The organism is Ottowia massiliensis, from assembly GCF_900240305.1.
Lineage (GTDB): Bacteria > Pseudomonadota > Gammaproteobacteria > Burkholderiales > Burkholderiaceae_C > Ottowia > Ottowia massiliensis.
The window spans coordinates 691,905-706,203 of record NZ_LT964854.1 but is presented as its reverse complement, the minus strand read 5'-3'; the positions used below and the strand labels follow the sequence as shown (position 1 = coordinate 706,203).

14 protein-coding genes are annotated in these 14,299 nt (G+C 65.5%); 7 read left to right on the top strand and 7 right to left on the bottom strand.

What is annotated here, in order from left to right; all coding sequences use genetic code 11:
• The first annotated feature begins 7 nt into the window (after window positions 1–7).
• Window positions 8–2,242: a ribonuclease R family protein gene (locus tag C1720_RS03170; RefSeq protein WP_255397811.1), complete on the top strand. Its 2,235-nt coding sequence runs from the start codon at window positions 8–10 to the stop codon at window positions 2,240–2,242.
• Between the two features lie 149 nt (window positions 2,243–2,391).
• Window positions 2,392–2,967, top strand: coding sequence for an NAD(P)H-dependent oxidoreductase (locus tag C1720_RS03165; RefSeq protein ID WP_050715610.1), 576 nt, complete (start codon window positions 2,392–2,394; stop codon window positions 2,965–2,967).
• A 186-nt stretch (window positions 2,968–3,153) separates the two neighbouring features.
• On the opposite strand, the gene C1720_RS13600 is transcribed toward C1720_RS03165, so the two are convergent.
• Window positions 3,154–3,300, bottom strand: a complete 147-nt coding sequence (locus tag C1720_RS13600; RefSeq protein ID WP_158241616.1) for a hypothetical protein — start codon at window positions 3,298–3,300, stop codon at window positions 3,154–3,156.
• Between the two features lie 232 nt (window positions 3,301–3,532).
• Between C1720_RS13600 and rlmD the strand changes: the two genes are divergently transcribed.
• Entirely contained in the window at window positions 3,533–5,035 is a 1,503-nt protein-coding gene (gene rlmD / locus C1720_RS03160; RefSeq protein WP_255397810.1) for a 23S rRNA (uracil(1939)-C(5))-methyltransferase RlmD, read from the top strand.
• A gap of 206 nt (window positions 5,036–5,241) precedes the next feature.
• On the top strand, window positions 5,242–6,450 hold the full coding sequence (locus C1720_RS03155) for a tRNA nucleotidyltransferase/poly(A) polymerase-related protein (protein ID WP_102284468.1): 1,209 nt from the start codon (window positions 5,242–5,244) through the stop codon (window positions 6,448–6,450).
• Between the two features lie 228 nt (window positions 6,451–6,678).
• On the opposite strand, the gene C1720_RS03150 is transcribed toward C1720_RS03155, so the two are convergent.
• The 6 genes from C1720_RS03150 to C1720_RS12775 all read right to left on the bottom strand — a co-directional run bounded on the left by C1720_RS03150 (window position 6,679) and on the right by C1720_RS12775 (window position 10,366).
• Window positions 6,679–7,320, bottom strand: a complete 642-nt coding sequence (locus C1720_RS03150; protein WP_050715612.1) for a DUF6806 family protein — start codon at window positions 7,318–7,320, stop codon at window positions 6,679–6,681.
• A gap of 150 nt (window positions 7,321–7,470) precedes the next feature.
• Window positions 7,471–8,031, bottom strand: coding sequence for an HMA2 domain-containing protein (locus C1720_RS03145; protein WP_102283208.1), 561 nt, complete (start codon window positions 8,029–8,031; stop codon window positions 7,471–7,473).
• A gap of 228 nt (window positions 8,032–8,259) precedes the next feature.
• Window positions 8,260–8,706, bottom strand: coding sequence for a GatB/YqeY domain-containing protein (locus tag C1720_RS03140; RefSeq protein WP_102283207.1), 447 nt, complete (start codon window positions 8,704–8,706; stop codon window positions 8,260–8,262).
• A gap of 94 nt (window positions 8,707–8,800) precedes the next feature.
• Window positions 8,801–9,013 carry a 30S ribosomal protein S21 gene (gene rpsU, locus C1720_RS03135; RefSeq protein WP_012346814.1) on the bottom strand — a complete coding sequence of 71 codons (213 nt, stop codon included), beginning with the start codon at window positions 9,011–9,013 and terminating at the stop codon, window positions 8,801–8,803.
• A gap of 152 nt (window positions 9,014–9,165) precedes the next feature.
• Window positions 9,166–9,801 carry an aminoacyl-tRNA hydrolase gene (gene pth / locus C1720_RS03130; RefSeq protein WP_102283206.1) on the bottom strand — a complete coding sequence of 212 codons (636 nt, stop codon included), beginning with the start codon at window positions 9,799–9,801 and terminating at the stop codon, window positions 9,166–9,168.
• Between the two features lie 268 nt (window positions 9,802–10,069).
• Entirely contained in the window at window positions 10,070–10,366 is a 297-nt protein-coding gene (locus C1720_RS12775; protein WP_146006845.1) for a hypothetical protein, read from the bottom strand.
• A gap of 218 nt (window positions 10,367–10,584) precedes the next feature.
• On the opposite strand from C1720_RS12775, the gene proV reads away from it, so the two are divergent.
• From proV to proX, 3 genes are read left to right on the top strand one after another with little or no spacing between them, the layout of a single operon-like run.
• The gene (gene proV / locus C1720_RS03125) at window positions 10,585–11,841 is read left to right on the top strand and encodes a glycine betaine/L-proline ABC transporter ATP-binding protein ProV (protein WP_102284467.1); all 1,257 of its coding nucleotides are present in this window, start codon (window positions 10,585–10,587) and stop codon (window positions 11,839–11,841) included.
• Window positions 11,838–12,914 carry a glycine betaine/L-proline ABC transporter permease ProW gene (gene proW, locus C1720_RS03120; protein WP_102283205.1) on the top strand — a complete coding sequence of 359 codons (1,077 nt, stop codon included), beginning with the start codon at window positions 11,838–11,840 and terminating at the stop codon, window positions 12,912–12,914. Before proV ends, proW begins: the two co-directional genes overlap by 4 nt.
• Window positions 12,915–12,964: 50 nt before the next feature.
• On the top strand, window positions 12,965–13,990 hold the full coding sequence (gene proX / locus C1720_RS03115) for a glycine betaine/L-proline ABC transporter substrate-binding protein ProX (RefSeq protein WP_102283204.1): 1,026 nt from the start codon (window positions 12,965–12,967) through the stop codon (window positions 13,988–13,990).
• The last annotated feature ends 309 nt before the right edge of the window (window positions 13,991–14,299 follow it).

The following is a 14,299-nucleotide window of genomic DNA, read 5'->3' as shown; positions in this document are numbered from 1 at the left end:
CATAAAAATGAAAACAGACAAAACACGCATGAAAAATGAACTGGAAGGCTCTGTGCAGGGCCACCGCGACGGCCACGGCTTCGTGCTGCGCGACGATGGCGGCCCTGACCTGTACTTGCCGCCCGCGCAAATGCGCGCCGTGCTGCACGGCGACCGCGTGCGCGCCGCCGTGACGCAGTTTGACCGCAAGGGCCGCGCCGAAGGGCGGGTGCTGTCCATCATCAGCCGCCCGCCGCGCCCGCTCATCGCCCGCCTCGTGCGCGAAAGCGGCGTGTGGCTGGCCCGGCCGGAAGACCGCCGCTACGGGCAAGACGTGCTGCTTGAAAAACGCGGCTTGGGCCGCGTGCGCGAAGGGCAAATCGCCGTCATCGCCTTCACGGGCGAGCCGGCGCTGCATGCCCAGCCCACGGGCCGCGTGACCGAAGTGCTGGGCGACGCGGACGACGCGGGCATGGAAATCGAAATTGCCGTGCGCAAATTCGGCGTGCCGCACGAGTTCTCCCCCGCCGCACTGGCGCAGGCCCAGGCGCTGCCAGACGCCGTGCAGCCCGCCGAGCGCAAAGGCCGCATTGATTTGACCGATGTGCCCTTTGTCACCATCGACGGCGAAGACGCCCGCGACTTTGACGACGCCGTCTATTGCCAGCCCGCCGTGGCGTCAGGCCGTGGCAAGCGGCCCAATGGCTGGCGGCTGCTCGTGGCCATTGCCGACGTGAGCCACTACGTGACCAACGGCGACGCGCTCGACGCGGACGCCTTCGAGCGCGCCACCAGCGTTTATTTCCCGCGCCGCGTCATCCCCATGCTGCCGGAAAAACTCAGCAACGGCCTGTGCTCGCTCAACCCGCAGGTGGACCGCCTCGCGCTCGTGTGCGACATGCTGATTGACCGGCAAGGCGCCATCACCGCCTACCAGTTCTACCCCGCCGTCATCCACAGCCACGCGCGCCTGACCTACACGCAGGCCGCCGCCTGGCTTGCAGGCGAGACCGGCGGCGCAGCGCCCGGGCAGCAAGCCTTGCTGCCCCAGCTGCAAAACCTCGCCAGCGCTTACCGCGCACTGCTGGCCGCCCGCCACGCGCGCGGCGCGGTGGAGCTGGACAGCGTTGAAACCCAAATCGTCTGCGACGAAGCGGGCCGCATCACGCAAATCCTGCCGCGCGAGCGCAACGACGCGCACCGCCTGATTGAAGAAGCCATGCTCGCCGCCAACGTCTGCGCCGCCGACTTCATGCTCGAAGGCAAGCGCGAGGGCCTTTTCCGCGTGCACGACGCGCCCCCGCCCGACAAACTCGCCACCTTGCGCAGCTACCTGGCCGCCCTGGGCGTGCGCGCCGCCGTGCCTGATGAGCCGCAGCCTGCCGACATCCAGCGCATTGCCGAACAAGTCGCCGCCCGGCCCGACGCCGCCCAAATCCACGCCGTGCTCCTGCGCTCCATGAGCCAGGCCCTCTACACCCCCGCCAACAGCGGCCACTTCGGCCTGGCCTACCCCGCCTACACGCACTTCACCAGCCCCATCCGCCGCTACCCTGATTTGCTGGTGCACCGCGTCATCAAAGCCATGCTCGCGGGCCGCAAATACGCCCTGCCCAATCTGCCCGCGTTTGGCGAAGCGCATGAAAAACTCCGCCAGCGCCTGCAAAAAAACGCCCGCCCGGCCAGCGCGGCGGAAAACCTCCCGCGCAAAACCACCAAGGCCCATCAGGCCTGGGAAGCGGCCGGACTGCATTGCAGCGCGTGCGAGCGCCGCGCTGACGAAGCCAGCCGCGACGTGCAAGCCTGGCTCAAATGCCAATACATGCAGCAGCACCTGGGCGAAGTGTTTGAAGGCACGGTCAGCGCCGTCACCAGCTTCGGCCTTTTCGTCACCCTGAAAGACCTTTACGTGGAAGGACTGATTCACGTCTCGGAACTGGCTGGCGACTACTACCGCTTTGACGAAGCCCGGCAAGAGCTGCGTGGCGAGCGCAGCGGCACGCGCTACACCCTGGGCCAGCCGCTGCGCGTGCAAGTAGCCCGCGTCGATCTGGACGGCCGCCGCATCGACTTTTGCCTGCCTGCCGCCAGCGCAGACGGGCCGCCCGCGCCCGCTGACGCGCCCGCCGGCCGCAAAACCGCCCGCCCCGCCGCCGCCAAGACAGACCGCAAGCCCCGGGCCGCAAAAGCGGCCAAAGCGGCCAGAGCCGCCAAGCCCCGGGCCGCCCGTTCTTCCGCACGCTCCTTATCAGGCAGGCGCTGAATCCGGCCTGGCGGGCCACCGGGAGTGCTCTGGCGCGTTTATTCCTGAACCCATGAAACGGATAGCAGGCATTCTGTTTAACTGCTTCCGTTAAAGTAATGCCAACCCGCTTTCAATCTGCACAACCTTTTCCATGTCAGGAGTATAAAGTGTCATTTACCACGATTATTTATGCCCACCCATACGATGAAAGTTTCAATCACGGCATTTTGCAGCGTGTGCGGCAGCTACTGGATGGAAAAGGAGAAAAATATCAGCTGATTGATTTGTATGCGGACGGTTTCAACCCCGCCTACACTAAAGAGGAACTTGCCTTGTTTAACCAGGGGAAAGCCTTGGATCCGCTCGTTTTGCGTTATCAGGAAATCTTGAAAACAACCAGCCGCCTGATTTTCATCTTTCCTGTCTGGTGGGCGGATATGCCGGCCATCGTCAAAGGATTTGAAGACAAAGTTTTTCTCAAAACATTGGCTTACGTTCCCACCGCCACAGGCTTGAAAGGCAATCTGACCCACATCAAGGAAGCGCTGGTCATCAGCACATCCACCGCCCCCACATGGTATCTGAAATGGTTTTGCGGCAACGGTATTGGCAAAGCGATGCTGGGCCACACCCTGAAAGGCATCGGTATTGCCAAACGTCAATGGCTCAACTTCGGCAATATGGACAAATCCACCGCCGAACAGCGGAAGGCATTCTTGGAAGATTTAAGCCGAAGCGTTTGATTTTCGAGTGGCTTGCGGCAGGTAAAAGGTTGCCTGAAAACTGAAACCACCCCGCAGCACGGGCAAAGCAGCCTGATTTCTATCCCCAAGGTTTATAGGTTGCTTTTGATATGCCGCTCACCTTATTCCAAATGTGCCCGGCAATTAGTCAAATAGCACTCCGCCTGCGGTTTTCATTGCATCGTTTCAGATGAATGCAAGCAGCCGCGCTGCGCTGAAGCATTCGTTGGTCCTGCAGAAATGGAAGTGCACGCTGCCCAAGCACGCGCCCTCGAAGGAATCGCCTTCGCGGAAAAACGCCTTGATTGGTGCGTTCCGAGCAGATGAAGTCATGTGTTTTTGCTGTGCAGCCGGCTGCCTGTGCCGTGGCGTTCCGTTGGGCTGGCACGATGGCGACCATTGCTGATGATCGGCTTGTCCGTGCCCAAACCTGCGGTGAACACTTTGTGTCAAGATACTTTTTTTACTGCCCACGGATCGCCCGGCCACCAGTCAAGCATCAGCCAGACCACCGCGTCCATCCGCAGCCATTTTTTTCAATTCAATATCTTTGTCGTAGCCCTCTTTGACTACCGAACCTCTCCCTGAAGGCTGGCTTGAAATTGAGGCCCTTGACATGGACGCGCAGGGCATCACCCGCCGCCCCGACGGCAAAGTCGTCTTCGTCGAAGGCGCGCTGCCCGGCGAAATCGTCTCCGCCAACGTGCACCGCAAGAAAAACAACTGGGAAGCCGCCAGCTTGCTGGCCGTGCACCGCGAAAGCAGCCAGCGCGTGCGCCCCGGCTGCCCGCACTTTGGCCTGCACGCGGGCGCGTGCGGCGGCTGCAAGATGCAGCATCTGGACGCCGCCGCGCAAGTGGCCGTCAAGCAGCGCGTGCTGGAAGACAACCTCTGGCGTCTGGGCAAAGTGCGCCCGGCCAACGTGCTGGCGCCCATTCACGGCCCCGCCTGGGGCTACCGCTGGCGCGCGCGCCTGTCGGTGCGGCATGTGGTGAAAAAAGGCGAAGTGCTCATCGGCTTTCACGAGCGCAAAAGCCGCTACATCGCCGACATGCGCTCTTGCGCCATCTTGCCGCCGCACGTGAGCGGCTGGCTGCTGCCGCTGCGCCAGCTCATCGCCGGCATGCACGCGCGCGACACCTGCCCGCAAATCGAAGTGGCCTGCGGCGATGGCGTCACGGCCCTGGTGCTGCGCCATCTGGAGCCTTTGAGCGAGGCCGACCTGGCGCGCCTGCGCGCCTTCGCCCGCGAGCAGGGCCGCCAGCACCCCATCCAGTGGTGGCTCCAGCCCAAGGGACCGGACAGCGCGCACCGGCTCGATGAAGACGGCGAAGGCGGCGAAAGCGCCCCGCCGCTGGCCTACAGCCTGCCCGAATTCGGCATCACCATGCCCTTTCGCCCCACCGACTTCACGCAAGTCAATCCGCACATCAACCGCGTGCTCGTCAGCTGCGCGTTGCGCCTGCTGGACGCGCAGCGCGGCGAGCGCGTGATCGACTGGTTCTGCGGCCTGGGCAACTTCACCCTGCCGCTGGCCACGCGCGCGGGCGAAGTGCTGGGCATTGAAGGCAGCCCCGCCCTGGTGGCCCGCGCCCGCCAGAACCTGCAAGCCAACCAGCGCCCCGGCCTGGCGCCCGTGAGCTTTGCCGCCCGCAACCTGTTCGAGATGACGCCCGGACAACTCATGGCCGACGGCCAGGCCGAGCGCTGGCTGATCGACCCGCCGCGCGAAGGCGCTTTTGCCCTGGCCAAATCGCTGGCCGCCATTCATCAGGCGCGGCTGGGCGCAGCGGCAACAGCGGAAACAGCAGCGGAAAACGCATCCGAAACAGCAGGCGAAAGCAGCGAAGCGCCGCCGCCCGTTTCAGCCCAAACCCTGGCGGCTTTTGCCAGCTGGCAGCCGCCGCGCCGCATCGTTTACGTCAGCTGCAACCCCGCCACCCTCGCCCGCGACGCGGGCCTGCTCGTGCACCAGGCGGGCTACCGTTGCCGCGCCGCTGGCGTGGTGAACATGTTCCCCCACACCGCCCACGTGGAAAGCGTGGCCGTGTTCGAGCGGGCGGCGTAAAGCGCAGCGGCGAGGGGGCTGAAAGAGCAGGGCAAGGGGCGGGCAGGTTTTTTTGCTCCTTTATCAATAGCATAAAGTCCTAGTGAATACTGCGCAGGGCTTATTTTTCGATCTATAAAATTTGCTTCTGTTTTTGATGCCTTCTGACGCGTCCGGGCCGTCCGGAAACCTGCCTCATGACTGCTTCCGCCACGCCCTTGCCCCCCTTGCGAACCTACATGGTTGGCGGCGCCGTGCGCGACCGTCTGCTGGGCCTGCCCGTGCACGACCGCGACTGGGTGGTGGTGGGCGCCACGCCCGAAGACATGGCCGCGCGCGGCTTTGTGCCCGTGGGCAAGGACTTTCCCGTTTTCCTGCACCCGCAAACGCGCGAGGAATACGCCCTGGCGCGCACCGAGCGCAAAAGCGCCCCCGGCTACCGGGGCTTTGCCGTGCAGGCCAGCCCCGCCGTCACGCTGGAAGAAGACCTGGCGCGGCGCGACCTGACCATCAACGCCATTGCCGCCCCCGCGAACTGGGAAGGCGATGAGGCCGTACTCATCGACCCCTTTGGCGGCCTGCGCGACTTGCGCGCGGGCGTGCTGCGGCATGTGACCGATGCCTTCCGTGAAGACCCCGTGCGCATCCTGCGCCTGGCGCGCTTTGCTGCGCGCTTTCACGCCTTTTCCATTGCTCCTGAAACGCAGGCCCTGCTGCGCAGCATGGTGCAAGCAGGCGAAGCCGCCCATCTGGTGCCCGAGCGCGTGTGGCAGGAGCTGGCGCGCGGCCTGATGCAGCCGCGCCCCTCGCGCATGCTGCATGTGCTGCACAGCTGTGGCGCGCTGGCCGCCGCCCTGCCCGAACTGGCCGCGTCATACATCACCCACGGCCCGCGCCTGGAGCGCGCGCTGGACGAAGCCGCGCGGCTGAACGCCCCCTTGCCCGCGCGCTACGCCTGCCTGACGGCGGACATCGCCCCTGCCGCGCTTGCCGATTTGCACGAACGCCTGCGCCCGCCCGCCGATTGCCAGGCGCTGGCCGACCTGCTGGCCCGCCTGCGCCCGGCCATAGAAGCCAGCGCCGCGCTGCCTGCCGCCGCCCTGGTTGATCTGCTGCAAGCGGGCGATGCGCTGCGCCGCCCCGCCCGCTTTGAACAGGCCCTGCTGGCCTGCGAATGCGTAGCCCGCGCGGAGCAGGGAAAGCAAGGCGGGAAAGACGGGAAAGAGACCGCCCAGAAACCCGGCGGGCCAGCCCCCTCCGCCGCGCCCTGGCCGCCCCGCCAGCGCCTGCTGGCCGCGCTGGCTGCCGCGCAGGGCGTGGACGCCGCCGCCATCGCCCGCCAGGCCGCCGCCAGCGGAGCCAGGGGCGCGCAGATTGGCCAGGCGCTGCGGGCGGCGCGCGTGCAGGCCGTGCAAACGCTGGCTGGTCTGGGCTGAAGCGGGCCGCCGGGCGCAGAGGCTTTGGTCATAGGCCAGCTGGCGGGCTGGTACCCAAAAAAAGGAGCAAATCTAAGGGGCAGAAAATGGCCCTCGCGCCCTTTTCACTAGGACATCATGCTATGGATAGAGGAGCGAAAGAATCCTTTCAGCATGAACATCGACAGGCACGTGGCCGAAAAAAAGCGCCGCGAGAAAGCGGCGCTTGTGCGATGGCCGGGAGGCGCGTCAGTGCAGATGGCGCGGCCTGCGCCCGCCACCGTGGCCGCCCGCGTTGCCTGAACCGCCTGGGCTGCCGGAGCCGCCACGGGGGCGACTCATGTCCAGCGAGCTGGTCAGGTCGTTGAAACGGTTGGCAAAGAGCTGGTCAATGGCATGCACCACGCCGCCCAGCTCGGCGCTGTCGAAATGGCGCTCCATCAGGCGCACCACGTCTTCCACGAGCAAGTCGCGCTGCACCTGCATGATGGCCTGCGGCGTGGGGCCGATGAACAGCAGCACGAAGTCATCGCGCGCCTCGCGGCCTTCGTCTTCGTCGTCTTCGTCGAAATCCACGTCGTAGAACGAGACTTCGATGGGCGCGCCGTACTCGGCCAGGTCATTGAGGTTCATGCACAGGTCATCGAGCTGCTGGCGGAAGTCTTCGCCGCCTTCTACCGTCCAGCACATTTGCAAGGTGCGCGTGATGGTGTCGTAGCGGATGCCTGGCTCTTCCTCGTACAGGCTGGCTGCGCCGCCAGCCAGCGAGCGCGCGCCCGCGTACTGCCACAGGGGCTTGAGCGCCTCTTCAATGGCCTCCAGGCGGGTGCCGGGGCGCAGTTTCACATCGCCATGCACATGGATTTCAAAGGCATTGTCATTGGCGCTCATGGCGTTTTCCTTGGTTTGTGAAGGCGTTCGGACCGGGCAGGTCCGCAGCGCGAAAGATTATGCCCGTGGGGGCTTGGAGCCTGTTCAAGGCCCGTCCGTGGGCGCAAAAGGGCGGACTTGGACGGACACGGCCAGCCTCTGAACGGTTTTTTACTTGAGCAGGCGGTGGCGGTGCACGGCCAAATGCACGCCCAGCAGCAGCACGAACACACCGCCCAGCGCCGCGTGTCCGCGCTTGGCCCCCGTGGCGGCCAGCGCCAGCGAAGCGCCCAGCGTGAGCAGCATGCCGCGCTTGGCCCAGCGGTTGATGACATTGCGCGCGGGTGCGTGATGCGGGTGCGGCGCTGGCGGTGCGGCGGGCACGCTCAGATGGGCCGCCCGCGCGGCGCTGGCGGCTGCGCGGCGGTTTTGCCGGGGCTGGCGCGGTGCAGGGCTGGACGGGCAAGCCGCAGCGCCTGCGTCATCGTTGGCGGCGGGCTGCAAGGCGGCTTGCACGGCGGCGGCCAGCAAGGCTTCAGCCTGCGGCTGCGGCAGCGTGGCCGCGTCGTAATGCAGCAGCAGGCTGCCCACGCGGGCATTGGTTTGCACGCGGATCACGCCCGGCTGCGCCTGCAAGGCGCTGCGCGCCTGGGCCAGCGCCCGCGCTTGCCGCAGCACCGGCCCGCGCAAGCGCACGCGCCCCGGCAGAGCCGAGGCCACGAGTGAATTCATGGAGAACTTTCAGGAAAAAAGGCGCGGATTGTAGGAATGGCCGCTTATTCGTGCTGGCGTGGCGCGCCTTGCCCGCGCTGGCGGCGCGCCTGCCGGGGAAGGAGGCTATTTGCTCCTTTAACAATAGCGCGATGTCCCCGTGGAAACTGCGCCAAAGCCGTTTTTCAGGCGCTGGATTTGCTCCTGAATCAAAAGCGAAACAGGAGCAGAAAACCGGATAGGCGCGCCTTATCCGGCCAGCGCGGCCTTGACGGCGGCGGAGACGGCGGCCATGTCGGCCTTGCCTGCCAGGCGCGCTTTGGCTGCACCCATCACTTTGCCCATGTCGGCGGGGCCGCTGGCGCCCACTTCAGCCACCAGCGCCTTGACGGCGGCGGCCACTTCTTCGGCGGACAGGCGCGCGGGCAGATAGGCTTGCAGCACGGCCAGTTCGGCGGTTTCCTTGTCGGCCAGGTCCTGGCGGCCCGCCTGGGTGAAGGCGGCGATGCTGTCCTTGCGCTGCTTGGCGAGCTTGTCCACGATGGCGGCGACGGCCGCGTCATCCAGCGTCACGCGCTCATCCACTTCCTTTTGCTTGATGGCCGCTTGCAGCAGGCGTATGGCGCCCAGGCGCGCGCTGTCCTTGGCGCGCATGGCGGCTTTCATGTCTTCAGTGATGCGTTCCTTGAGGGTCATTTTTCACTTTCGGCTTGTGGCGCGGGGCCAATGAAAAAAGGCTCGCTGAGCGTCCCCGGCGAGCCTTTTGAAAACGTGCGTGTGAGCCGTGCGTTCAGTACAGCTTTTTGGGCAGCTGCATGCTGCGCACGCGCTTGTAGTGGCGCTTGACGGCAGCGGCCTTCTTGCGCTTGCGCTCGGCGGTGGGCTTTTCATAGAACTCGCGGGCGCGCAGTTCGGTCAGCAGACCCAGCTTTTCGATGGTGCGCTTGAAGCGGCGCAGGGCCACGTCAAACGGCTCGTTTTCTTTCACACGGATGGTGGTCATTTAAATGCAGGTTTTCCATGAATGTGCGGCCAGCGGGCACGGGCCAGATCAGCTCCCGCGCCATGCGCCGCAAAAGTCGCCCCGCTTTCAGAAACTAGTATGTGGCCGCGGGGCTTTTGCCAGCAAAGCCGCGCATTATAGCCAGCCGCGCTTCATTCAGAAACATCAGGAGCAGGCGCTGCCTGCTGCGGCTTGCGCGGCGGCTTGGGGCGGGGCGGCTTGCTGGTGTGAATGATCTGCGTGGCCTGCGCCATTTCGCTCGCCGCCAGCAAAGGGAAGGCTTGGGCGGCGCGGTCCATGGCTTGTTCGATGCCGATGCGTTCATCCAGCGGCGGCTTGCGCAGCACCCAGGCCGCCACTTCCGCCTTGTGGCCGGGATGGCCAATGCCCAGGCGCAGCCGCCAGTAATCGCCGCTGCCCAGTTGCGCATGAATGTCGCGCAGGCCGTTGTGCCCGGCGTGGCCGCCGCCTTGCTTGAGCTTGGCCTCGCCCGCAGGCAGATCCAGCTCGTCGTGCGCCACCAGAATTTCCTGCGGCGCGATTTTGTAAAAGCGCGCCAGCGCCGCCACGGCCTTGCCGGAGAGGTTCATGAACGTCTGCGGCTTGAGCAGCCAGACGGATTGCCCTTGCACGCTGGCGCGCGCCGCGTGGCCGTGAAAGGCGCGCTCGGGTGCCAGCGCTGCACCTAGCTGGCGGGCAATCTGGTCAATCCACCAGAAACCCGCGTTGTGGCGCGTGTCGGCATATTCAGGCCCGGGGTTGCCCAGGCCAACAAAGAGTTTGATCATGGGCGGCGATTATTGTGGATGCGCCGCTTTTGCGGCGGCGTATTTTCCTGGCCGGTTCCAGTCAGGATGGAGCCGGCCATGAGGTTTGAAATCTTCCGGCAGCATGTCTTGATTTCAGGCGCAGCCAAATTGAATGGGGCGATGGCGAAATTGAAATATATCGGGTGATTTTCTATGGCCAGAAAGACGATTCGCCCGCCATGACGCGTGGCGCCTGATCTGGATAATGTCTACTTATGTAGAGAAGAAAATCGGAAAACCGTTTTCATCACCCAGAAATATTGAATGAAATAAATGGCGGGTGAATGACCAGGAAGGGCCGGTAAAAGGCTGATAAAAGTCTGTTGGAAAGCGGTTGGGCCGCGCGGCGCATGCACCATGCCGTTTCGCGCGGATTACAGAGGCAGGGCAATTTCATTTGCTGCAGAAAAGGCGTGAGCGGATTTTCCGAAGGCGGATCAGGGTTTTCCTTAATGATGAATGAATATTCTGGGCGATATTCCGTGTATAATGCGCCGGATATTTTCCCTGACCGAAGGCGCTGCGCGTCTTCACCTCTTTGCATGGCCCCGCAACAGGGTCATCACCCTTCGCCAGGGGCCGCGCGCCCCTGATTTCCCTTCAGCGAAAGGGCGCCGCGTCTGCCGGGCGCGGGCCGCTTTTTCGCGCCGGGCGCGGTTCATTGAGGGCTTGTCGAACCAGGGAATGGGCAATGGGCCTTTGGCCTTGCGCCTTTCGGCATCCCCTGGCTGGCCGCGCCGCCGACGACAAGGAGTGCGCCTCATGGCCAAGCAAATCCGCGTCGAGCATGTTTTCAAGGTGTTCGGCAACCATCCCCAACAGGCGCTTGCGCTGGCGCGCGAAGGCGCGGACAAGCAGCAGATTCTGGAAAAAACGGGGCAGTCCATTGGCGTGTTTGACGCCGATTTCACCATCGAGGCGGGCGAGCTGTTCGTCATCATGGGGCTGTCGGGTTCGGGCAAATCCACGCTGGTGCGCATGCTCAACGGGCTGATTGAGCCGACGGCCGGGCGCGTGGTGATCGAGGGGCAGGACATCAACGCGCTGCCTGCCGCCGCCTTGCGCGCGCTGCGGCGCAAGGACATCAGCATGGTGTTCCAGTCGTTTGCGCTGATGCCGCACATGACGGTGCTGGACAACACGGCGTTTGGCCTGGAGCTGGCGGGCGTGCCGCGCGATGAGCGCCAGCGGCAGGCCGCGCAGGCGCTGGAGCAGGTGGGCCTGGGCGGCTGGGGCGCCCAATACCCGGACGAGCTTTCGGGCGGCATGCAGCAGCGCGTGGGGCTGGCGCGGGCGCTGGCGTCTGACCCGGCCATCTTGCTGATGGACGAGGCGTTTTCGGCGCTGGACCCCATCATCCGCGCCGAAATGCAGGGCGAGCTGCTGCGTTTGCAGCAGCTGCGGCGGCGCACCATCGTTTTCATTTCGCACGATTTGCAGGAGGCCATGCGCATTGGCGACCGCATCGCCATCATGCGCGACGGGCAGGTGGTGCAAATCGGCACGCCGGACGAAATCCTGCGCGCGCCAGCCAATGCCTTTGTGCGCGACTTCGTGCGTGGGGTGGACGCCTCGGCGGTGTTCAAGGCGGCGGACATTGCCCGCAAGCCGGCGGTGGTTTACGTCTCGCATCACGCCGATCGCGGCTGCCGGCCCGTGCTGGCGCTGCTGCAGGAGTCAGACCGCAGCCATGCCTACATCGTCAATTCGCGCCAGCAGTTCGAGGGCGTGGTGTCGCAAGACGCGCTGCGCGCCGCGCTGCACGGCCACACCGGCCCGCTGGGCTTGCAGCACGCCATGCTGGCGGATGTGCCGCTGATCGAGGCGGGCGCACCCGTGGCCGATCTGGTGGGCCAGGTGGCGCAAGCGCCGTATGCCGTGCCCGTGGTGGGCGAAGCCGGGCGCTTTCTGGGCGCCATCAGCAAGAGCACGCTGCTGAAGTTTCTGGACCCGGGCACGCCGCCGCTGCCGCCGCAAGCCCCTCCCGCCAACGCCGACACGCAAAGGAGCGCCGCATGAGCGATACCCCTCTGAAACTGGATGCCGTCCCCCTTGCCGCCCCCCTTGCCAGCGCCGCTGGCGACGACCCCTGGCAGGCCGCCGCTTCCGCAGCCCCTGCCGACTGGCTGGACGATGCCGCCGATGCGGTTGAAGCCGCCGCTGGCGCCGGCCCTGCCGCTGCGCACGGCGCGGCCGACGCGCTGGCGGGCCATGCCGATGCGATCGAGGCCGCCATCAACCAGGGGCTGGGCTGGTTCGTGGAGCAGTTCCGCCCCTTCTTTCAGGCCGTGCGCGCGCCCATTGACGGCGCGCTTGGCGGCGCAGAGCGCCTGCTGACCGGCACGCCCATGCCCGTGATGGCGGCCCTGTTGGGGCTGCTGGCCTGGCAGTTCGCGGGGCGCGCCACGGCCCTCGGGGCCGTGCTCTCGCTGGCCGTGGTGGCGGCGCTGGGCGTGTGGGAGCAGGCCATGGTCACGCTGGCGCTGGTGCTCACCTCGCTGCTGTTTTGCATCGTCATCGGGCTGCCGCTGGGCATCGCGCTGGCCGCCAGCGACCGCGCGCAGCGCCTCATCCGCCCGCTGCTGGACGCCATGCAGACCACGCCCGCTTTCGTTTATCTGGTGCCCGTGGTCATGCTCTTTGGCATTGGCAACGTGCCGGGCGTCATCGTCACCATCGTGTTCGCGCTGCCGCCGCTGGTGCGGCTGACCAGCCTGGGCATCCGCCAGGTGCGGCCCGACCTGATCGAGGCCGCCCACGCCTACGGCGCCTCGCCCATGCAGATGCTGCTGAAAGTGCAGCTGCCGCTGGCGCTGCCTTCCATCATGGCGGGCATCAACCAGGCGCTCATGCTCAGCCTGTCGATGGTGGTCATCGCCTCCATGATCGCCGTGGGCGGCCTGGGGCAAATGGTGCTGCGCGGCATCGGCCGGCTGGACATGGGGCTGGCCGCCGTGGGCGGCCTGGGCATCGTGCTGCTGGCCATCACGCTGGACCGCATCACCCAGGGCATGGGCCAGCCCCGCCGGGGCGTGCGCCACTGGTGGCAAAGCGGCCCGGCGGGGCTGATTGCGCGGCTGTTCCAGCGCTGACTGCCCGTTTGGAACAGGTTCTTACCCACCCCGTGAAAGGAAACGCTTGCATGAAACCGCTACGCCACGCCTTCTTTGCCGCCCTTTTTGCCGCCAGCCTGGCGCTGGTTTTTGCGGCCTTTGCCGCCAGCGCCCGGGCCGAAGGCCGCCAGCCGGGCCAAGGCGTCAAGGTCTATCCCATCCAAAGCTCCATCGCCGAAGAAACCTTCCAGACCCTGCTGGTGGTCAAAGCGCTGGAGCAGCTGGGCTATGACGTGCAGCCCATCCGGGAAATCGAATACGCCACGGGCCACCTGGCCATCGCCAACGGCGACGCCACCTTGCTGGCCGCGCACTGGAACCCCCTGCACGCCGACTTCTACAAAAACGCCGGCGGCGACGCGCGCCTTTACCGCCAGGGGGCCTACTCCACCGGCGCCGTGCAGGGCTACCTGATCGACCGCAAAACCGCCGAGCAGCACCGCATCACCCACATCGACCAGCTCAAAAACCCCGAAATCGCCCGCCTGTTCGACGCCGACGGTGACGGCAAGGCCGACTTGACCGGCTGCAACCCCGGCTGGGGCTGCGAAGCCGTCATCGAGCACCAGCTCAGCGCCTACGGGCTGCGCGACACCGTCACCCACGTGCAAGGCGCTTACGCCGCCCTCATGGCCGACACCATCACCCGCTGGCGGCAGGGCAAACCCATCCTCTACTACACCTGGACGCCCTACTGGGTCAGCGGCGTGCTGCGCCCCGGCCAGGAAGTGGCCTGGCTGCAAGTGCCCTTTACCGCACTGCCTGGCGAGCAGGCCGGGCAAGACACCCGGCTGCCTAACGGCAAAAACTACGGCTTCATCGCCAACCAGCAGCAAATCGTGGCCAACAAGGCATTTACCGACGCGCACCCCGACGCCGCACGGCTCTTTGCCGTCATGCAACTGCCCGTGGGCGACATCAACGCCCAGAACCTGCGCATGAAAGACGGCGAAAACAAGCCCGCCGACATCGAACGCCACGTGCAGCGCTGGATTCGCGCGCACCAGGCCACCTTCGACGGCTGGCTGGAGCAAGCCCGCGCGGTGGCCCGCTGATTAGCTCCTGATTACATAGCATGAGGTCCTAGTGGATACAGCGCAGGACAGGTTTTAATGCATCTGAATTTGCTCCTCTTTTTGAATCGGTTTGAAAGGCATATGAGCCGATTCAAAGACTGTCTGTGGGCGTTCACTTGCGGAAGGCAATGCTGCAAAGCTTCTTGCTGCCCGGCCGCTCGTTCAGGCGGATGGCGCAGGAGCTGGCCTTCCTGCCCGGCTGGCATTGCGCTGGACAGATTGCTGCCTTCTTGCGCGTCTTCCGCCAAATTGGGACGAGCCGCAAGGCGCGAGCAGTGAATGAATGGA